Below are 17,915 nucleotides of genomic sequence, written 5' to 3' on the forward strand. Positions count from 1 at the left end.
CCAGGGAGAAGGAAGGACAGAAGAAGAAATGCGACAGCAGGAACGGGCCAATATGTGCGAAACCCGCGCCCTTGCCTAGCGAAAAATTGGAAGGACTTGGTGCGTTTTGCGAATGAACTTCATGGTGACACCTTCCTTCAACGCACGATAAGCGCCTGCCCGCACAATGCGCGCGTGCCCCGAAAACCGCCCGATCCCTCGCCGCCCCCACCCTATTGGCTCTACCTGCTGGAATGCGAAGGCGGCGTGTACTACGCGGGCATCGCGCTCGACGTGGAGCAGCGCTTCTTCCAGCATGTCTTCGGGCTGGGCGCCAAGTTCACGCGCGCGCGTCCGCCCCAGCGCGTGCTGGCGGCGCGCCAGTACCCCGACAAGGGCGCCGCGCTGCGGGCGGAGATCGCGCTCAAGGCGCTGCCCCGCGCGCGCAAGCTGGCGTTCTTCGAGAGCTAGCCCTCCGCCGCAGGCGACCTGCACAGCATCACCGGCAGGCACAGCAGATAGCGCACGGCGCCGGCCAGCCCTGCGCCGTGGGCTGGAGGAGCAGGCGGCACCGCCCGATGCGGAAATCCGGCAGCAGGCGCTCAATGCCGCCGCGGCCTCGCGCCCGCTGCTGGCCGAGGCCTTCGCCAGCTACCGCAAGGCCGGCCCCGATGCGATGTTCGAGGTCGGCGTGGACCTCATGCTCGAAGGCGCGAAGGCGCGCCTGGCGGCTGACACCCAGCGCGGCGCCAAGCCGCGCCGCTGAGCCACCTCAGCGGTTGCGGTTGTCTTCCAGGATCCAGCCCGCCGCCTTCTCCGCCATCATCAACGTCGGGCTGTTGGTGTTGCCGCTCGTGATGGTGGGCATCGCGCCCGCATCGACCACGCGCAGGCCGTGCACGCCGCGCACGCGCAGGCGCGCATCGAGCACCGCCATCGGGTCGCCGTCGGCGCCCATCTTGGTGGTGCCGACCGGGTGGAAGATGGTGGTGGCGATGTCGCCGGCCAACCGCGCGAGGTCTTCGTCGGTCTGGTACTGCACGCCGGGCTTCCACTCCTGCGGCTTGTACTTGGCGAGCGCGGGCTGCTGCGCGATGCGGCGCGTCACGCGCAGCGAATCGGCCGCCACCTTGCGGTCTTCCTCGGTGCTCAGGTAGTTCGGCGCGATGGCGGGCGCGTCTTCGAAACGCGGGCTCTTGATGCGCACCGAGCCCCGGCTCGTCGGGTTCAGGTTGCACACGCTCGCGGTGAAGGCCGGGAAGCTGTGCAGCGGCTCGCCGAAGGCATCGAGCGACAGCGGCTGCACGTGGTACTGGATGTTGGGCCACGCGCGGTCGGGCGAGCTGCGCGTGAAGGCGCCGAGTTGCGACGGCGCCATGCTCATCGGGCCGCTGCGCTTGAGCAGGTATTCGAGGCCGATCTTCGCCTTGCCGACCAGCGACGAGGCCAGCACGTTGAGCGTGGGCGCGCCCTCGATCTTGTAGACCGCGCGGATCTGCAGGTGGTCCTGCAGGTTGGCGCCGACGCCGGGTGCGTCCAGCGCCACGTCGATGCCGTGCTGGCGCAGCAGCTCGGCCGGACCGACGCCCGACAGCTGCAGGATCTGCGGCGAGCCGATGGCGCCCGCGCTCAGGATCACTTCGCACTCGGCGTGCGCCGTGGTCATCTCGGAGCCGTCCCACACCTGCGCCCCGGTGCAGCGCTTGGTGCCGTCGGGCAGCGTCTCGAACAGCAGGCGCGACACCTGCGCGCCGGTCCACAGCTCGAAGTTAGGGCGGCCGTAGCAGGTGGGCCGCAGGAAGGCCTTGGCGGTGTTCCAGCGCCAGCCGTTCTTCTGGTTGACCTGGAAGTAGCCCACGCCTTCGTTGCTGCCGCGGTTGAAGTCGGCGGTGTGCGGCACGCCGGCCTGCACGGCCGCGTCGGCAAACGCATCGAGGATGTCCCAGCGCAGCCGCTGCTTCTCGACGCGCCATTCGCCGCCCGCGCCGTGCATCTCGTCGGCGCCGAGGTAGAAGTCCTCGTGCTTGCGAAAGGCCGGCAGCACGTTCTCCCAGCGCCAGCCTTCGTCGCCCGTGAGCTCAGCCCAGTGCTCGTAGTCGCGCGACTGGCCACGCATGTAGATCATGCCGTTGATGCTCGAGCAGCCGCCCAGCGTCTTGCCGCGCGGATAACGCAGCGTGCGGCCGTTCAGGCCCGCGTCGGGCTCGGTGTTGTAAAGCCAGTCGGTGCGCGGGTTGCCGATGCAGTACAGGTAGCCCACCGGAATGTGGATCCAGTGGTAGTCGTCCTTGCGGCCGGCCTCGATGAGCAGCACGCGCTTGGTCTTGTCGGCGCTCAGGCGGTTGGCGATGAGCGAGCCGGCGGTGCCGGCGCCGATGATGATGTAGTCGAAGGTGGTGTCGCTCATGGCGGCTGGCTTTTTGTCTCTCGTTGTTCTTCGGATGCGAAGCGCCGCGCGTGCGGCGCCCCCTTTTACCTTTACTTCGCTGTCGGCATCACGAACTCTGCGCCCTTGCCGATGCTTTCGGGCCAGCGCTGCATGATCGACTTCTGCTTCGTATAGAAGCGCACGCCCTCTTCGCCATACGCGTGCATGTCGCCGAACAGGCTCTTCTTCCAGCCGCCGAAGCCGTGCCAGGCCATCGGCACCGGGATCGGCACGTTGATGCCGACCATGCCGACCTGGATGCGGCGGCCGAACTCGCGCGCCACGTTGCCGTCGCGCGTGAAGCAGCTCACGCCATTGCCGAACTCGTGCGCGTTGATGAGGTCGACGGCTTCCTTGAAGGTCGCGACGCGCACACAGCCCAGCACGGGGCCGAAGATCTCTTCCTTGTAGATGCGCATCTCGGGCGTGACGTGGTCGAACAGCGTGCCGCCCATCCAGAAGCCGTCGCCGCAGCCTTCGCCAGCCTTGTTGCCGTCGAAGCTGCGGCCGTCGACCAGCAGCTTCGCGCCTTCCTTCTCGCCCTGCGCGATGTAGCCGGTGATGCGCTCGTGCGCGGCGCGCGTGACGATCGGGCCCATCTCGGCCGCGAGGTTTTCGCCATCGAGCACCTTCAGCGTCTTGGTGCGCTCGATGAGCTTGGGCAGCAGCCGGTCGGCCACGTCGCCCACCAGCACCGCGACGCTGATCGCCATGCAGCGCTCGCCGGCCGAGCCGTAGCCGGCGCCGATGAGCGCGTCCACGGCCTGGTCGATGTCGGCGTCGGGCATGACGACCATGTGGTTCTTCGCACCGCCCAGCGCCTGCACGCGCTTGCCGTGGCGTGCGCCGGTTTCGTAGATGTAGTTGGCGATGGGCGTGGAGCCCACGAAGCTCACGGCCTTGACGTCGGGGTGCTCCAGCAGCGCGTCGACCGCGGCCTTGTCGCCCTGCACCACGTTGAACACGCCGTCGGGCAGGCCGGCCTTCTTGAGCAGCTCGGCCATCAGCAGCGACGGGCTCGGGTCGGTCGGGCTGGGCTTGAGCACGAAGGTGTTGCCCGCGGCGATGGCCACCGGGAACATCCACATCGGCACCATCACCGGGAAGTTGAAGGGCGTGATGCCGGCCACGACGCCCAGCGGCTGGCGCAGCGTCCAGTTGTCGATGCCGGTGCTCACCTGGTCGGTGAAGTCGCCCTTGAGCAGCTGCGGAATGCCGCAGGCGAACTCGACGATGTCGATGCCGCGGCTCACCTCGCCCTGTGCGTCGGTGAAGACCTTGCCGTGCTCGGCGGTGATGAGGTGGGCGAGTTCGTCCTTGTGCTGGTTGAGCAGCTCCAGGAACTTGAACATCACGCGCGCCCGGCGAATGGGCGGCGTGTCGGCCCAGGCCGGGAACGCGGCCTGCGCGGCGGCCACGGCGGCCCCCACCTGGGCGGCGTCGGCCAGGCCGACCTTGCCGGTGACGGCGCCGGTGGCGGGGTTGGTCACGTCCTGCGTGCGGCCGGAGGTGTTGGCGGCGGGGGCGCCGGCGATGTGGTGGTCGATATTTCGGGTGCTGATGGACATGTGCGGGTCTCCTGAAGGCAATTTGGCCCAATCCACGAAGAGAAAGCCAATGAATTCGCGTCGATGACGCTATAAACCAGTCTTATATGACTACGTCATCGATGGACCTCCAGATTCTGCGCGCCTTCATCCTGGCGGCGCGCGAGGGCAACGTCTCGCGCGCCGCCGAGAAGCTGCACCTGACGCAGCCCGCGGTGAGCCTGCAGCTCAAGCGTTTCGCGGAAGAAACCGGGCTGGTGCTGTTCACCCGCACGCCGCACGGGCTGGCGCTCACGGCCGACGGCGCGGCCATGCTGCCGCAGGCCGAGCGCGTGCTGGCGGCCGTGGGCGACCTGCAGCAGGCCGCGCGCAAATTGCAGGGCACGGTGCGCGGGGCGCTGCGCATCGGCACCATCCTCGACCCCGAGTTCACGCGGCTGGGCGTGTTCCTGCGCGAGCTGGTCGAGGCCGCGCCGCAGATCGAGACCGAACTGCGCCACGGCATGAGCGGCAGCGTGCTGGCGCAGGTGCTGCGCGGCGAGCTCGACGTGGGCTTTCACCTCGACCCGGGCAATCCGGACGACGCACCCGACGCCGCCGCCCCGGCGCCGCTGGCGGTGCGCACCCTCACCCGCTTCAGCTACCGCGTGGTCGCGCCGGCCGGCTGGGGCCCGCAGGTGCTGGGGCGCGACTGGAAGGCGCTGGCCGCCCTGCCCTGGCTGGCCACGCCGCCCGAGTCGGCGCACCACCGTTTGCTGGAACGCGTGTTCGGCCCGCTCGGCCTGGCACCCCGGCGCGTGGCGCTGGTCGACCAGGAGGCCTCGATGCTCGACCTGCTGAAGTCGGGCGTCGGCCTGAGCCTGGTGCGCGACTCGATCGCCATCCGCGAAAGCCAGGCGCACGGCCTCGTGCTGGCCGACCGCGTGCGGCTGGATTGCGCGCTGCGTTTCGTCTCGCTGGCCGCGCGGCGCGACGAGCCCGTGATCGCCAGCGCCTGGGATGCGCTGGCCCGGGCCTGGAGCTGAAGATTGGCTGAAAAAAACGGCGTCTGGCCCTACGCAAACGAAGGGCCAGACGCACACAAGCCCCGGATGCACGCGGTTACGATGCGCGCTCTCGCTTGGACCTTTGTTTACGTTTTGTCCCGCACCTTTGCCCATGTCGCCCACCCCGTCGCCCGCTGACGCCCCCGCCACCGACGACGCCTTCGCGCCGCCGCGCGCGCAGACGCAGGACGTGGACGGCCGCACCTGGGCCGTGGCCAGCGGTTGCTGGACCACGCTGGCGATGTCGACGCGCCCGGCCTGGGAGGCGCTGGCCAAAGACCTCGCGGCGCTGCCGCCCGCGGACGACCGGGCCTGGGACCTGCGCCCCATCGGCCAGCTCGACCACATCGGCGCCCAGCTGCTGTGGGAGCACTGGCGCCAGGCCTGGCCGGCCACGATCGAGCTGTCGCCGCAGCACCAGGCGGTGCTCGACCAGGTGGCGAAGTTCACGGTGGCCACGCCCGACGAGCCGCCCAAATCGCTGAGCGACCGGCTGCACGCACTGGCCCACCACGGCCCGCGCGCGATGGTCGTGCTGCGCGACTTCGTGGGCCTCATCGGCCAGCTCGCGCTCGACCTGTGCACGCTGGCGCGCGCGCCGCATCGCGCGCCGTGGCGCGACTTCTCGGGCCACCTCTATCAGTTCGGCGCCACGGCGCTGCACATCACGGCGCTGGTCGGCCTGCTGATCGGCGTGGTGCTGGCGTACCTGATCTCCCAGCAGCTGCGCAACTACGGCGCCGAGGCCTTCGTGGTGAACATCCTCGGGCTGTCGCTGATCCGCGAGCTCGGGCCGGTGCTGGCCGCCGTGCTGATCGCGGGCCGCTCGGGCTCGGCGATCACGGCGCAGATCGGCGTGATGCGCGTCACCGAAGAGCTCGACGCGATGCGCGTGATGGGCATCCCGCACGGCTTCCGTCTCGTGATGCCGCGCGTGCTGGCGCTGGCCATCGCGATGCCGCTGATCAGCCTGTGGACCTCGATGGCGGCGCTGGCCGGCGGCATGCTCGCGGCCGATGCGGCGCTGGGCATCTCGCCGTCGTATTTCCTGTCGGCCTTGCCGCGCGCGGTGCCCATCTCCAACCTCTGGCTGGCCCTGGCCAAGTCGGCGGTGTTCGGCGTGCTGATCGCGCTGATCGGCTGCTACTTCGGCATGAAGGTCAAGCCCAACACCGAGAGCCTGGGGCGCGGCACCACGTCGTCGGTCGTGACCTCGATCACCGCCGTGATCCTGGTCGACGCGCTCTTCGCAGTGCTGTTCAAGGGCATAGGATTCCGCGGATGAACGCCGCCATGACGTCCCCGTCGAACACCGTGGTCGACATCCGCAAGCTCTGGACCGTGTTCAAGAGCCCCGATGGCGAACAGGTGGTGCACCGCGACCTCGACCTGCACCTCGACCGCGGCGAGGTGCTGTCGCTGGTCGGCGGCTCGGGCACCGGCAAGACGGTGCTGCTGCGGCAGATCCTCGGGCTGCAGAAACCCACGAAGGGCGCAGTCGAGGTGCTGGGTCGGGCGCCGGGCGAACTCAGCGCGGCCGGCGCGGCCAACGTGGGCATGCTGTTCCAGCACGGGGCGCTGTTCTCGGCCTTCAGCGTGCTGGAGAACATCGCCTTTCCGCTGCGCGAACTCAAGCTGCTGCCCGACGAGCTGATCCGCAACGCCGCGCTCGTGAAGCTGCAGATGGTGGGGCTGGAGCCGCAGCATGCGAACAAGAGCCCGTCGGACCTGTCGGGCGGCATGATCAAGCGCGTGGCGCTGGCGCGCGCGCTCATCATGGACCCGCCGCTGCTGCTGCTCGACGAACCCACGGCCGGCCTCGACCCCGAAGCCTCCGACAGTTTCTGCGACCTGCTGCGCGGCCTGCACCGCGAGCTGGGCCTGACGGTCGTGATGGTCACGCACGACCTGGACACCCTGTTCGACCTGAGCACCCGCATCGCGGTGCTGGCCGACCAGAAGGTGATCGTGAGCGGCACGGCGCGCGAAGTCATCGCCTACCCGCATCCCTTCATCCACGAATACTTTCTCGGCGGGCGCGGCCAGCGCGCCCTGGAGGCGCTGCACGACAAGCCCGCCGCCGGCAAAGCACCACCCGCGCCGCAGCCCGAGGCCGCGCGCGCTGAAGAAAGGTAGGTCCCCTCATGGAAAACAAGGCCCATGCCCTCGCCGCCGGTGCCTTCGTGCTCGGCCTGATCGCCGCGCTCGTCGCGCTGGTGGTCTGGTTCACGCGCGACAACACCGTGCGCAACGTGTACGAGCTCTCCACCCGCGACGCCGTGAGCGGCCTGCAGCCGCAGGCCCAGGTGCGCTACCGCGGCATCTCGGTCGGCAAGGTGACCTCGATCGACTTCGACCCCAAGACCAAGGGCAACGTGCGCGTGCGCATCACGGTCGACGAGCGCGTGCCGCTCACCACCTCCAGCTTTGCCACGCTGAGCTACCAGGGCGTGACCGGCCTGGCCTTCATCGCGCTGGACGACGAAGGCGAATCGACCGTCGCGCTCAAGCCGAACAACGACAACCCGCCGCGCATTCCGCTCAAGCCCTCGATGCTCGCGAAGCTGCAGGACCGCGGCGAGGAGATCATCGACCAGGTGGAAGAAGTGACCAAGCGCGCCAACGCGCTGCTGGCCGACGCCAACCAGAAGCGCGTGGCCGACGCGCTGGAGAACATCGCGGCCGCCTCGGCCAGCGCCAACACGCTGCTCAAGCAGCTCGACAACACCGTCAAGACCGGCCTGAACCCGACGCTGGCCGCCATGCCCGAGACGCTGTCGACGGTGAAGAAAGCCGCCGGCGACGTCTCGCGCGTGGCCAACAACTTCAACTCCACCGTGGGCAAGCTCAACGCACCCGACGGCCCGGTCGAGCGCCTGAGCGAGGGCACCAAGGCGCTGGCGCAGGCGGTCGACTCATTCAACGCCGCCACCCTGCCGCGCGTGAACCGCGTGGCCGACGACACCGCCCACGCGGTGCGCCGCCTGGGCCGCGCGGCCGACAGCATCAACGACAACCCGCAATCGCTGCTGTTCGGCAACGGCGGCGCGGCCGCGGGCCCGGGCGAGCCCGGCTTCGTTGCACCCGCCGCACGCCACTGACCGGGAGCAGACCAACCATGCGCATGAAGAACACCCTCCCCGCCCTCGCCAGCCTCGGCTGTGTGCTGCTGGTCGCCGGCTGCGGCATGCTGCCCGACAAGCCGGCGCGCGCCACGCTGTACGACTTCGGCCCCGGCCTTTCGGCCGCCGCACCTGCCGCAGCTGCCGCGCCGGCCACCGCGCTGCCGGCGCTGTCCCTCGCGGAGTTCGACAGCAACACGCGCCTGGACGGCACGCAGATCCTGTACCGCCTGGGCTACGCCGACGCCAACGAGCTGCGCCCCTACGGCCAGTCGCGCTGGAGCCTGCCGCCCGCGCAACTGCTGCGCCAGCGGCTGCGCGACACGCTGGCCGAGCGCCGCACCGTGCTCGGCCCCGAAGAAAGCGCGACGCTCGCGCGCACCGAAGGCATCGTGCCCGACACGCTGCGCATCTCGCTCGACGAGTTCAGCCACTACTTCGACGCGCCGGCCAGCAGCACGGGCCTCGTGCGCCTGCGCGCCACGCTGGTCCGCACCGCCACCGGCGGCGACCGCGTGATGGGCCAGCGGACCTTCACCGTGCGCCGCCCCGCCGCCAGCGCCGACGCGCCCGGCGGCGTGAAGGCGCTCATCGCGGCGAGCGACGCGGCCATGGCCGAGGTCGTGCAGTGGGTCGACCAGCTGCAGCAGCAGGAGCCGCCGCAGCCGCGCACGGCGGCGCCGCGGCGCTGAACGACTTTTCATTCCAACCAACCCTGAGGAGACCCGTCCCATGAACGCAACGCGCATCGTCGGCATCCTGCTGGTCGTCGCCGGCATCGCCGGGCTCGGCCTGGGCGGCTTCAGCTTCACCAAGGAAACCCACCAGGCCAAGCTGGGCCCGCTGGAGTTCTCGGTGAAGGAAAAACAGACCGTCAACATCCCGGCCTGGGCCGGCGTGGCGGCGATCGTGGTGGGCGGCGCGCTGGTGCTGCTGGGTGGCAAGAAAGGCTGAGCGCCCGCCGACCACCGCCATGGCCGACGCCTTCGTGCCGCTGGAAGGCGGCTGCACCTGCCGGCAGGTGCGCTACCGCCTGAACGCCTCGCCGCTCTTCGTGCACTGCTGCCACTGCCGCTGGTGCCAGCGCGAGACGGGCTCGTCCTTCGCGCTCAATGCGCTCATCGAACCCGAGCACGTGCAGGTGCTGCAGGGCGCGGTCGATCTCGTGCTCACGCCCTCGGCCAGCGGACGCGGCCAGAAATACGCGCGCTGCCCCGCCTGCCATGTCGCGTTGTGGAGCCACTACGCAGGCGCCGGCGACGCCCTGAGCTTCATCCGCGTGGGCACGCTCGACACGCCCGACCGGCTGCCGCCGGACCTGCACATCTTCACGATGTCCAAGCAGCCGTGGGTGGTGTTGCCGCCCGGCGCAGCGGCCGTGCACGAGTACTACGACCGCAAGGACTACTGGCCCGCCGGGAGCCTCGCGCGCTGGCGCGTGCTGCGCGAGAAGATGCGGGCCGGCTAGCGCTTCAGTCGCCGGCCATCCCGGCGACCAACTTCGGCAGCAGGTCTTCCGACGCCCCCCGCAACACCACCGCTGCCGCATCGTCCAGGTGCGGCAATGGCTCGATGTTCAGCGTGACCAGCCGCGCACCACGCGCCATCGCCAGCTTGGGCAGCTCGGCCGCCGGGTAGACGATGGTGGTGCTGCCGACCACCAGGAACAGGTCGGACTCCTGCGCCGCCACCTGGGCGTCGAGCAGCACGCCGGCGTTCAGCATCTCGCCGAACATGACCACGTCGGGCCGCGCGTGCGAGCCGCAGCGCAGGCAGCGGTGAAAGGGCCACGGGCCGCTGCGGTTGCCGCAGTGGTCGCAGCGCCAGCGGCGCAGCGAGCCGTGCAACTCCAGCACGTCCTGCCCGCCGGCCTTGCCGAGCAGGCCGTCGACGTTCTGCGTGATGAGCCGGGTCGCGGGGCGCAGCCGCTGCAGCTGTGCGAGCGCGAGGTGGCCGGGGTTGGGCGACGCGGCCTCGATCAGCGCCAGGCGCTGGGCCCAGAACTTCGTGAAGCCGCCCGGGTCGCGCGCGAGGTCATCGGCATGCGAGAACTTGAGCGCGTTCTGGCTCATCCACAGGCCGTCGGCGTCGCGGTAGGTCGGAATGCCCGAGGCCTTGGACAGCCCCGCGCCCGAGAAGACCACGATGCGCCGCGCGCCGCGCAGCAGCGCCACGGTGCGGTCGATGCGCAGCGCGAGGTCGTCGGAGGAAGAAGAAGACGTGGAAGACAAGGCGGAAGAAAACAGGGTCATCGATCGGAAACGGAGGGCACCACGGCGCCGGTGGCGCTCGCCCCCAGGCGCTGCGACACCGTGCCCGCGCAGGCCTTGAGCGCGCGCGCGATCTCGCCGTCCCAGGCGGTGTGGAAGATGCCGGCCGGGCCGATGGCGGTCACGGCCAGCACGATGGCCCCAGTGTGGTCGAACACCGGCGCGGCCATGGCGCTCACGCCCTCGATCACCTCGCCGTCGGAGCGGCTGATGCCGTGGTCGCGCACTTCCTGGCACTGGCGCTCGAAGTCGCTCCACGAGGGCAGCGGCTGCACCGGCGGCATGCCGGCCGGCGGCGCGGGCTCGGCGGCGCCCTTGCGCTGCTTCTGGCGCTGGCGCTCGTCCTCGAGCTGCGCGCGCACCACCGCCGGGTCGAGGTAGGCGGCAAAGACGCGGCCCGAGGCCGTGTTGGTGAGCGAGAACACCGTGCCGTGGCGCATGTTCACGTGCACCGGCGAGGGCGACTCGGCCGTGCGCACGATGGTCGCGCCGCGCGCGCCCCACACGGCCAGCGCCACGGTGTGGCCGATCTGCTGCGCGAGCTGGCCGATCAGCGGCGTGGCAATGTGCACCGGGTCGGCCTGCTGCAGGCTGATCAGCCCCAGTTGCAAGGCCAGCGGGCCGAGCAGATAGTGGCCGCTGGCGCGGTCCTGCTCGATGAGGCCCAGCCGGCCGAAGCTCACCATGTAGGGGTGGGCCTTGGCGGCCGTCATGTCCGCTTCGCGGGCAAGGTCTTTGAGCGCCATCGGGCGGCCGTGGTGCACCAGCGCGCGCAGCAGCTGCCCGCCGACTTCGATGCTCTGGATGCCGCGCTGGGCGCGGTCGGTGTCAGTCGCTGCCATGGCCGCCTTGCCGTCTGGTTGTTCGTTCATGAAGAAGGCATTAGACATGAACTGATCTCGGGCTTACACTCCGCGCATTCGTTATCTGCAAACTCGTTCGCCTTAAACGAATCAGGCGAATCCCAAAACCACCCCACCGGAGACACACGATGAGCCAAGCCAAGAAATTCGCCAGCCAGGCCGACCTGGAAGAAAAGAAGATCACCTTCAGCCAGATCTCGGAGCACGCCTGGGCCTACACGGCCGAGGGCGACCCCAACACCGGGATCATCATCGGCGACGACTGCGTGCTGGTGGCCGACACCCAGGCCACGCCCGCCATGGCCGCCGACGTGGTGCGCCGCATCCGCGAAGTGACCGACAAGCCCATCAAGTACGTGGTGCTCACCCACTACCACGCGGTGCGCGTGCTGGGCGCGGCGGGCTACGGCGCCGAACACATCCTGGCCAGCCAGGACACGCGCGACCTGATCGTGGAGCGCGGCGAGGAAGACAAGGCCAGCGAAATCGGCCGCTTCCCGCGCCTGTTCCAGAACGTCGAGACCGTGCCCCCGGGCCTGACCTGGCCCACCATGACCTTCACCGGCAAGATGACGCTGTGGCTGGGCAAGCTCGAAGTGCAGCTGCTGCAGCTGGGCCGCGGCCACACCAAGGGCGACACGGTCGTCTGGCTGCCCCAGGAGCGCGCGCTGCTGTCGGGCGACCTGGTCGAGTTCGGCGCCACGCCGTACGCGGGCGACGCCTACTTCCAGGACTGGCCGCAGACGCTGGACAACATCGCCGCCCTGAAGCCCCTCGCGCTGGTGCCCGGCCGCGGCGCCGCGCTGACCACGCCCGAAGCCGTGGCCGAGGGCCTGAACGGCACGCGCGCCTTCATCTCCGACGTGTACGCCAGCGTGCAGGAAGGCGTGAAGGCCGGGCGCGACCTGAACGCGGTCTACAAGGAAACCTACGCGAAGCTGCAGCCCAAATACAAGCAGTGGGTCATCTTCGACCACTGCATGCCCTTCGACGTGAGCCGCGCCTACGACGAGGCCTCGGGCCACGCCGACCCGCGCGTGTGGACGGCACAGCGCGACATCGACATGTGGAAGGCCCTGGAAGGCTGATCGCGCCGCGACCTTCCCCCGCGCGGGGAAGGCGACGGAAACGACAAGGACACGGAGACATCACGTGATCGACTATCAAAGCCTGCGCTTCGACTACACCCGCCACGCCGACCAGGACGCCGCCGCGCCCGCCCGCCACCCCGTGGTGGTCGTGGGCGCCGGCCCGGTGGGCCTCACGCTCGCCATCGACCTCGCCCTGCGCCAGGTGCCTGTGGTGCTGCTCGACAACGACAACAGCCTGTCCAGCGGATCGCGCGCGATCTGCTTCGCCAAGCGCACGCTCGAGGTGTTCGACCGCCTCGGCTGCGGCGACCGCATGGTGGACAAGGGCGTGTCGTGGAACGTCGGCAAGGTGTTCTTCCATGACGAGCAGGTCTACCGCTTCGACCTGCTGCCCGAGCCCGGCCACGAGCGCCCGGCCTTCATCAACCTGCAGCAGTACTACGTCGAGGGCTACCTCGTCGAGCGCGCCGCGGCCTTGCCGCTGATCGACCTGCGCTGGAACAACAAGGTCACCGGCATCGCGCAAGGCGAGGATGGCGCAGTGCTCACGGTCGAAACGCCCGAGGGCGAGTACCGCCTGCAGGCCGGCTACGTGGCCGCCTGCGACGGCTCGCGCTCCAACCTGCGCCAGATGCTGGGGCAGGAAGCCAAGGGCCGCGTGTTCCGCGACCGCTTCCTGATCGCCGACATCACGATGGACGCGCAGCTGCCGACCGAGCGCCGCTTCTGGTTCGACCCCTCGTTCCACCCCGGCCAGAGCGTGCTGCTGCACAAGCAGGCCGACGGCATGTGGCGTGTCGACTTCCAGCTCGGCTGGGACGCCGACCCGGTGGAAGAGCGCAAGCCCGAGCGCATCACGCCGCGCGTGCGCGCGCTGCTGGACAGCATCGGCTTCGAAGGCGTGCAGTTCCAGATCGGCTGGGCCAGCGTCTACACCTTCGCCTGCCAGCGCATGGAGCGCTTCCGCCACGGCCGCGTGCTGTTCGCGGGCGACTCGGCGCACGGCGTGTCGCCCTTCGGCGCGCGCGGCGCCAACTCGGGCGTGCAGGACGCCGACAACCTCGCCTGGAAGCTCGCGGCCGTGCTGGCCGGCGACGCGCCCGACGCGCTGCTCGACAGCTACGCCAGCGAACGCGAATACGCAGCCGACGAGAACATCCGCAATTCGACGCGCGCCACCGACTTCATCACGCCCAAGAGCGAGGTGAGCCGGCTGTTCCGCGACGCGGTGCTCGAGCTCACCAAGCGCCACGCCTTCGCGCGCTCGCTGGTCAACAGCGGGCGGCTGTCGGTGGCCACGGTGCTGCGCGACTCGCCGCTCAACACGCCCGACGCCGACACCTTCGCCGGCGCGATGGTGCCCGGCGCGGCAGCGGCCGATGCGCCTGTGCGGCGCGCCGACGGCAGCACCGGCTGGCTGCTGCGCGAATGCCATGTGGCGCGCTTCACCGCGCTGGTGTTCGGCACCGGCGACGCCGCCGAGCGCAGCCTGCAGGCGCTGAAGAGTAGCGACCTCGCGCTGCATGTGGTGCGCGTGGAAGGCACCGGCGCCGACGCCGAACTCGCCACGCAGCGCTACGACGCGCAGCCCGGCACCGTCTACCTGCTGCGGCCCGACCAGCACGTGTGCGCGCGCTGGCGCCACCCCACGGCAGCGAAGCTTCGCGCGGCCCTCGACCACGCACTGGCAAAGGCATGACCCCGATGCAACAACAGCTGATCACCACGCCGAACCTCGAAGCGCCCGACGATTTCTACGAGGCGCTCATCGAGGCCCACCAGGGGCTTTCCACCGAGGAAAGCCACGCCTTCAACGCACGGCTCGTGCTCGTGCTGGCCAACCACGTCGGCTCGCTGGCCGTGCTGCGCGAAGCCTTCGACGCGGCGCGCGCCGGCTGAACGGCCGCACGTTCCCACCTCATCGCGACTTTCGAAAGACAAGCCCATGACCCAAGCAACACCCGCCGCCGAACGGCGCTACCAGAGCGGCTTCGGCAACGAATACGCCTCCGAGGCCGTGCCCGGTGCGCTGCCGCAAGGCCGCAACAACCCGCAGCGCGGCCCCTTCGACCTGTACACCGAGCTGCTCTCGGGCACCGCCTTCACGGCGCCGCGCCACGAGAACCGCCGCACCTGGCTGTACCGCCGCCAGCCCTCGGTGGTGTCGGGCCGCTACCAGCCCTACGCACAGGCGCACTGGACCACCGGCGCCGACCGCGAGATCGCGCTGCCGCCCGAACCGATGCGCTGGGGCCCGCTGCCGCTGGACGGCGCGGCCGACGTCGACTTCATCGACGGCATGCACACGCTGGCCGCCAACGGCGACGCCGAGTCGCAGGTCGGCATCGGCTCGCTGATGTACCTCGCGGGCCGTTCGATGGAACAGCGCGCCTTCGTCAACGCCGACGGCGAGATGCTGGTGATGCCCCAACAAGGCCGCCTCGTCGTCACGACCGAACTCGGCGTGCTCGACGTCAAGCCCGGCGAAATCGTGGTGCTGCCGCGCGGCATGGCCTTCAAGGTCGCATTGCCCGACGGCCTCTCGCGCGGCTACGTGTGCGAGAACTACGGCGCGCACTTCCGCCTGCCCGAGCTCGGCCCGATCGGCTCGAACGGCCTGGCCAACGCACGCGACTTCCAGGCGCCCGTCGCAGCCTTCGAGGCAGACGGCGGCGCCTACGAGCTGGTGAAGAAATTCGGCGGCCGCTTCTGGACCGCGCCGACGAAACAGTCGCCCTTCAACGTGGTCGCCTGGCACGGCAACCTCGCGCCGGTGAAGTACGACACGGCCAACTTCATGGTCATCGGCTCGATCAGCTTCGACCATCCCGATCCGTCGATCTTCACCGTGCTGACCTCGCCCAGCGACACGCCCGGCACCGCCAACTGCGACTTCGTGATCTTCCCGCCGCGCTGGATGGTGATGGAAAACACCTTCCGTCCGCCGTGGTTCCACCGCAACCTCATGAGCGAGTTCATGGGCCTGGTGCTGGGCGAGTACGACGCCAAGCCGGGCGGCTTCAAGCCCGGCGGCGCGAGCCTGCACAACTGCATGGTGCCGCACGGACCGGACGAGGAAGCCTTCGACAAGGCCACGCACGCCGACCTCAAGCCGCACAAGCTGGACAACACGCTGGCCTTCATGTTCGAGAGCCGCTACCGTTTCATTCCGACGAACTTCGCGCTGCAAAGCCCGGCGCTCGACACCGACTACACCGACTGCTGGGCCGGTCTCAAGGACCAATTCAAGCCATGAAGATGAAGAAGAGCGCTTTCGCCCTCACCCGCCGCGCGGCGGCCGTCGCACTGCTCGCGGCGCCGTTCCTGCTGGCGCACGCGGCCGACTTTCCGTCCAAGCCCATCAAGTTCATCGTGCCCTACACGGCCGGCGGCACCACCGACCTCGTGGCGCGCACCGTGGGCCAGAAGGTGTCGGAGAAGCTGGGCCAGCCCGTGCTCATCGACAACCGCGGCGGCGCGGGCGGCAACATCGGCATGGACGCCGTGGCCAAGGCCGCGCCCGACGGCTACACGATCGGCTTCGGCGCCATCTCGACCAATGCGCTGAACCCGCACATCTACAAGTCGATGGCCTTCGACCCGCGCAAGGACTTCACGGCCATCAGCCTGCTGGGCATGTCGACCATCGTGCTCGAAGTGCCCGCAAGTTCGGCCATCAAGACCGTGCCCGAGCTCATCGCCGCCGCAAAGAAGAACCCCGGCCTGCCCTACGCCACCGCGGGCGCCGGCACCTCGATGAACCTGGCCGGCGTGATGTTCGCGCAGATGACCGGCACCGAGCTCACGCACGTGGCCTACAAGGGCAGCGGCCCGGCCATCACCGACATGCTGGGCAACACCACCATCGGCGTGATGTTCGACAACCTGCCGGCCTCGCTGCCGCACATCCAGGCCGGCAAGCTGCGCGCGCTGGCCGTGGCGGGTTCCACGCGCTCGCCCTCGCTGCCCGACGTGCCGACGATGGCCGAAGCGGGCCTCAAGGGCTATGCGCTGGAGCCGTGGTTCGGCGTGTACGGACCGGCGAAGCTGCCGGCGCCGATCGTGAAGGCGCTGAACGAAGCGTTCGTCGAAGCACTCGCGATGCCCGACGTGAAGGCCAAGCTGCAGCAGGCCGGCTTCTCGCCGCGCGGCTCGAGCGCGCAGGAGCTCACCACGCTCACCGACACCGAATACAAGCGCCTGGGCGACGTCGCCAAAAGAGCGGGCATGACCGCAGACTGATCCGATTCAAAGAAAGACCTCCATGACCGCACTCAACGCCACCCACGACCCGAAGCTGCGCAGCTGGGTCGCCGCCGCCAACGTGGCCGGCACCGACTTCCCGATCCAGAACCTGCCCTTCGGCCGCTTCCGCGCCGCCGGCAGCAGCGAGGCCTTCCGCATCGGCGTGGCCATCGGCGACCAGATCCTCGACCTGCGCGCCACCGGCCTCATCGACACCGACGACATGAACGTGCTGATGAACGCCTCGGTGAAAGACCGCCAGGCGCTGCGCGCCGCGATCTCTGCGGGCCTGGCCGAAGGCAGCGGCCAGCAGGCTGCATGGTCGAAGGCCCTGCTGGCGCAAGCCCAGGCCGAGATGACCGTGCCCTGCCGCATCGGCGACTACACCGACTTCTACACGGGCATCCACCACGCCACCACCATCGGCAAGCTGTTCCGTCCCGACCAGCCGCTGATGCCCAACTACAAGTGGGTGCCCATCGGCTACCACGGCCGCGCCTCGTCGATCGGCGTGAGCGGCCAGGTCTTCAAGCGCCCGCAAGGCCAGACCAAGGCACCCGATGCGGTGGTGCCGAGCTTCGGCCCCTCGAAGCGGCTGGACTACGAACTGGAGCTGGGCTTCCTCGTGGGCCGCGGCAATGCGCTGGGCGAACCCATCGCCATCGCCGACGCCGAAGACCACCTGTTCGGCGTGACCCTGCTCAACGACTGGTCGGCGCGCGACCTGCAGGCCTGGGAATACCAGCCGCTGGGCCCGTTCCTCGCGAAGAACTTCGCCAGCACGCTGTCGCCCTGGATCGTGACGACCGAAGCGCTGGCGCCGTTCCGCGCCAAGTTCGAGCGCCCCGCCGAAGACCCGCAGCCGCTGCCCTACCTCGATGCGCCGTCGAACCGCGCCAGCGGCGCGCTCGACATCACGCTCGAAGTGCTGCTGCAGACCGCGAAGATGCGCGCCGACGGCGTGGCGCCCGTGCGCCTCACGCTCGGCAACACCACCGAGGCCGCCTACTGGACCGCCGCGCAGCTCATCACGCACCACACGGTGAACGGCTGCAACCTGCAGCCCGGCGACCTGCTGGGCTCGGGCACGCTGTCGGGCCCGCAGCCCGACCAGGCCGGCTCGCTGATGGAACTCACGCTGGGCGGCAAGCAGCCGATCACGCTGCCGAACGGCGAGAAGCGCACCTTCCTGGAAGACGGCGACACGCTGGTGATGCGCGGCTGGTGCGAGCGCGATGGCGCGGTGCGCATCGGGCTGGGTGAAGTCACCGGGACGGTGGTCTGACCCTGGTCTGAGCGACGGTGCGCCCCGAGGGGCGCATCT

At 69.7% G+C, this 17,915-nt stretch carries 18 protein-coding genes; 14 read left to right on the top strand and 4 right to left on the bottom strand.

All coding sequences use genetic code 11. The features are described from left to right. The first annotated feature begins 174 nt into the window (after positions 1-174). Positions 175-450 carry a GIY-YIG nuclease family protein gene (locus VHAB30_RS24195; protein WP_159273524.1) on the top strand — a complete coding sequence of 92 codons (276 nt, stop codon included), beginning with the start codon at positions 175-177 and terminating at the stop codon, positions 448-450. Positions 451-751: 301 nt separating this feature from the next. Here the strand turns inward: VHAB30_RS24195 and VHAB30_RS24205 are convergent, their stop codons facing one another. Further along, positions 752-2,386 carry a GMC family oxidoreductase gene (locus tag VHAB30_RS24205; RefSeq protein ID WP_159278848.1) on the bottom strand — a complete coding sequence of 545 codons (1,635 nt, stop codon included), beginning with the start codon at positions 2,384-2,386 and terminating at the stop codon, positions 752-754. A gap of 71 nt (positions 2,387-2,457) precedes the next feature. Next, complete coding sequence (locus tag VHAB30_RS24210) at positions 2,458-3,975, bottom strand: CoA-acylating methylmalonate-semialdehyde dehydrogenase (protein ID WP_159278849.1); 1,518 nt, start codon at positions 3,973-3,975, stop codon at positions 2,458-2,460. Positions 3,976-4,061: 86 nt separating this feature from the next. On the opposite strand from VHAB30_RS24210, the gene VHAB30_RS24215 reads away from it, so the two are divergent. From VHAB30_RS24215 to VHAB30_RS24245, 7 genes are all read left to right on the top strand, one after another. Then, positions 4,062-4,979: a LysR family transcriptional regulator gene (locus VHAB30_RS24215; RefSeq protein WP_159278850.1), complete on the top strand. Its 918-nt coding sequence runs from the start codon at positions 4,062-4,064 to the stop codon at positions 4,977-4,979. A gap of 133 nt (positions 4,980-5,112) precedes the next feature. Continuing rightward, entirely contained in the window at positions 5,113-6,285 is a 1,173-nt protein-coding gene (locus tag VHAB30_RS24220; protein WP_070063474.1) for an MlaE family ABC transporter permease, read from the top strand. 8 nt (positions 6,286-6,293) lie between these two features. Further along, the gene (locus tag VHAB30_RS24225) at positions 6,294-7,136 is read left to right on the top strand and encodes an ABC transporter ATP-binding protein (protein ID WP_159278851.1); all 843 of its coding nucleotides are present in this window, start codon (positions 6,294-6,296) and stop codon (positions 7,134-7,136) included. Positions 7,137-7,144: 8 nt separating this feature from the next. Then, positions 7,145-8,101 (top strand): MlaD family protein, encoded by a 957-nt coding sequence (locus VHAB30_RS24230; RefSeq protein WP_159278852.1) that lies wholly within the window; start codon positions 7,145-7,147, stop codon positions 8,099-8,101. A 23-nt stretch (positions 8,102-8,124) separates the two neighbouring features. Next, positions 8,125-8,814 carry an ABC-type transport auxiliary lipoprotein family protein gene (locus VHAB30_RS24235; RefSeq protein ID WP_235926907.1) on the top strand — a complete coding sequence of 230 codons (690 nt, stop codon included), beginning with the start codon at positions 8,125-8,127 and terminating at the stop codon, positions 8,812-8,814. A gap of 40 nt (positions 8,815-8,854) precedes the next feature. Continuing rightward, entirely contained in the window at positions 8,855-9,076 is a 222-nt protein-coding gene (locus VHAB30_RS24240; RefSeq protein ID WP_062472741.1) for a hypothetical protein, read from the top strand. Between the two features lie 19 nt (positions 9,077-9,095). Next, positions 9,096-9,590: a GFA family protein gene (locus tag VHAB30_RS24245; protein WP_159278854.1), complete on the top strand. Its 495-nt coding sequence runs from the start codon at positions 9,096-9,098 to the stop codon at positions 9,588-9,590. Positions 9,591-9,594: 4 nt separating this feature from the next. Here VHAB30_RS24245 and VHAB30_RS24250 read toward each other — a convergent pair whose 3' ends face one another. Both VHAB30_RS24250 and VHAB30_RS24255 read right to left on the bottom strand, forming a co-directional pair. Next, positions 9,595-10,374 (bottom strand): SIR2 family NAD-dependent protein deacylase, encoded by a 780-nt coding sequence (locus VHAB30_RS24250; RefSeq protein WP_159278855.1) that lies wholly within the window; start codon positions 10,372-10,374, stop codon positions 9,595-9,597. Beyond that, positions 10,371-11,234, bottom strand: a complete 864-nt coding sequence (locus tag VHAB30_RS24255) for an IclR family transcriptional regulator (RefSeq protein ID WP_062472735.1) — start codon at positions 11,232-11,234, stop codon at positions 10,371-10,373. Before VHAB30_RS24255 ends, VHAB30_RS24250 begins: the two co-directional genes overlap by 4 nt. A gap of 149 nt (positions 11,235-11,383) precedes the next feature. Between VHAB30_RS24255 and VHAB30_RS24260 the strand changes: the two genes are divergently transcribed. From VHAB30_RS24260 to fahA, 6 genes are all read left to right on the top strand, one after another. Beyond that, the gene (locus VHAB30_RS24260; protein ID WP_159278856.1) at positions 11,384-12,343 is read left to right on the top strand and encodes an MBL fold metallo-hydrolase; all 960 of its coding nucleotides are present in this window, start codon (positions 11,384-11,386) and stop codon (positions 12,341-12,343) included. Positions 12,344-12,407: 64 nt separating this feature from the next. Beyond that, positions 12,408-14,045, top strand: a complete 1,638-nt coding sequence (locus VHAB30_RS24265; protein WP_159278857.1) for an FAD-dependent oxidoreductase — start codon at positions 12,408-12,410, stop codon at positions 14,043-14,045. A gap of 5 nt (positions 14,046-14,050) precedes the next feature. After that, a complete protein-coding gene (locus VHAB30_RS24270) occupies positions 14,051-14,245 on the top strand; it encodes a DUF2783 domain-containing protein (RefSeq protein ID WP_070063480.1) in 195 nt (64 codons plus the stop codon). Between the two features lie 46 nt (positions 14,246-14,291). Continuing rightward, the gene (gene hmgA, locus VHAB30_RS24275) at positions 14,292-15,602 is read left to right on the top strand and encodes a homogentisate 1,2-dioxygenase (RefSeq protein ID WP_070063481.1); all 1,311 of its coding nucleotides are present in this window, start codon (positions 14,292-14,294) and stop codon (positions 15,600-15,602) included. A 2-nt stretch (positions 15,603-15,604) separates the two neighbouring features. Then, positions 15,605-16,588, top strand: a complete 984-nt coding sequence (locus tag VHAB30_RS24280; protein ID WP_159278943.1) for a Bug family tripartite tricarboxylate transporter substrate binding protein — start codon at positions 15,605-15,607, stop codon at positions 16,586-16,588. 22 nt (positions 16,589-16,610) lie between these two features. Continuing rightward, positions 16,611-17,876 carry a fumarylacetoacetase gene (gene fahA / locus VHAB30_RS24285; protein ID WP_159278858.1) on the top strand — a complete coding sequence of 422 codons (1,266 nt, stop codon included), beginning with the start codon at positions 16,611-16,613 and terminating at the stop codon, positions 17,874-17,876. Positions 17,877-17,915 lie beyond the last annotated feature (39 nt).

The sequence above is a fragment of the Variovorax boronicumulans genome (assembly GCF_009811375.1).
GTDB classification, from domain to species: domain Bacteria; phylum Pseudomonadota; class Gammaproteobacteria; order Burkholderiales; family Burkholderiaceae_C; genus Variovorax; species Variovorax boronicumulans.

What these genes read in the sequence shown, in the direction of transcription:
- VHAB30_RS24250 (WP_159278855.1), bottom strand. Translation starts at nt 10,374, where the DNA reads ATGACCCTGTTTTCTTCCGCCTTGTCTTCCACGTCTTCTTCTTCCTCC.
- hmgA (WP_070063481.1), top strand. Translation starts at nt 14,292, where the DNA reads ATGACCCAAGCAACACCCGCCGCCGAACGGCGCTACCAGAGCGGCTTC.
- VHAB30_RS24270 (WP_070063480.1), top strand. Translation starts at nt 14,051, where the DNA reads ATGCAACAACAGCTGATCACCACGCCGAACCTCGAAGCGCCCGACGAT.
- VHAB30_RS24255 (WP_062472735.1), bottom strand. Translation starts at nt 11,234, where the DNA reads ATGGCAGCGACTGACACCGACCGCGCCCAGCGCGGCATCCAGAGCATC.
- VHAB30_RS24215 (WP_159278850.1), top strand. Translation starts at nt 4,062, where the DNA reads ATGACTACGTCATCGATGGACCTCCAGATTCTGCGCGCCTTCATCCTG.
- VHAB30_RS24220 (WP_070063474.1), top strand. Translation starts at nt 5,113, where the DNA reads ATGTCGCCCACCCCGTCGCCCGCTGACGCCCCCGCCACCGACGACGCC.
- VHAB30_RS24245 (WP_159278854.1), top strand. Translation starts at nt 9,096, where the DNA reads ATGGCCGACGCCTTCGTGCCGCTGGAAGGCGGCTGCACCTGCCGGCAG.
- VHAB30_RS24230 (WP_159278852.1), top strand. Translation starts at nt 7,145, where the DNA reads ATGGAAAACAAGGCCCATGCCCTCGCCGCCGGTGCCTTCGTGCTCGGC.
- VHAB30_RS24205 (WP_159278848.1), bottom strand. Translation starts at nt 2,386, where the DNA reads ATGAGCGACACCACCTTCGACTACATCATCATCGGCGCCGGCACCGCC.
- VHAB30_RS24210 (WP_159278849.1), bottom strand. Translation starts at nt 3,975, where the DNA reads ATGTCCATCAGCACCCGAAATATCGACCACCACATCGCCGGCGCCCCC.
- fahA (WP_159278858.1), top strand. Translation starts at nt 16,611, where the DNA reads ATGACCGCACTCAACGCCACCCACGACCCGAAGCTGCGCAGCTGGGTC.
- VHAB30_RS24225 (WP_159278851.1), top strand. Translation starts at nt 6,294, where the DNA reads ATGACGTCCCCGTCGAACACCGTGGTCGACATCCGCAAGCTCTGGACC.
- VHAB30_RS24240 (WP_062472741.1), top strand. Translation starts at nt 8,855, where the DNA reads ATGAACGCAACGCGCATCGTCGGCATCCTGCTGGTCGTCGCCGGCATC.
- VHAB30_RS24280 (WP_159278943.1), top strand. Translation starts at nt 15,605, where the DNA reads ATGAAGAAGAGCGCTTTCGCCCTCACCCGCCGCGCGGCGGCCGTCGCA.
- VHAB30_RS24235 (WP_235926907.1), top strand. Translation starts at nt 8,125, where the DNA reads ATGAAGAACACCCTCCCCGCCCTCGCCAGCCTCGGCTGTGTGCTGCTG.
- VHAB30_RS24260 (WP_159278856.1), top strand. Translation starts at nt 11,384, where the DNA reads ATGAGCCAAGCCAAGAAATTCGCCAGCCAGGCCGACCTGGAAGAAAAG.